Genomic DNA, 665 nt, shown 5'->3' with positions numbered 1-665 from the left:
ATAGAGGAAATGCTATGTGGGTGACGGTAGCTTACCAGAAAGCCACGGCTAACTACGTGCCAGCAGCCGCGGTAATACGTAGGTGGCAAGCGTTATCCGGAATCATTGGGCGTAAAGGGTGCGTAGGTGGCACGATAAGTCTGAAGTAAAAGGCAACAGCTCAACTGTTGTATGCTTTGGAAACTGTCGAGCTAGAGTGCAGAAGAGGGCGATGGAATTCCATGTGTAGCGGTAAAATGCGTAGATATATGGAGGAACACCAGTGGCGAAGGCGGTCGCCTGGTCTGTAACTGACACTGATGCACGAAAGCGTGGGGAGCAAATAGGATTAGATACCCTAGTAGTCCACGCCGTAAACGATGAGAACTAAGTGTTGGAGAGATTCAGTGCTGCAGTTAACGCAATAAGTTCTCCGCCTGGGGAGTATGCACGCAAGTGTGAAACTCAAAGGAATTGACGGGGGCCCGCACAAGCGGTGGAGTATGTGGTTTAATTCGAAGCAACGCGAAGAACCTTACCAGGCCTTGACATGGATATAAATGTTCTAGAGATAGAAAGATAGCTATATATCACACAGGTGGTGCATGGTTGTCGTCAGCTCGTGTCGTGAGATGTTGGGTTAAGTCCCGCAACGAGCGCAACCCTTGTCTTCTGTTACCAGCATT

The 665-nt window shown here is 49.3% G+C and carries 1 rRNA gene; it reads left to right on the top strand.

The window, feature by feature from the left end:
* Positions 1–665 (top strand): 16S ribosomal RNA (locus ACESSZ_RS16490); the annotation flags it as partial.

Origin of the sequence: Eubacterium sp. 3_1_31, assembly GCF_964249515.1 — a bacterium.
Taxonomy (GTDB): domain Bacteria; phylum Bacillota_I; class Bacilli_A; order Erysipelotrichales; family Erysipelotrichaceae; genus Longicatena; species Longicatena caecimuris.
The sequence above is the reverse complement of the archived record's forward strand: the minus strand, read 5'-3'. Positions and strand labels throughout refer to the sequence as shown.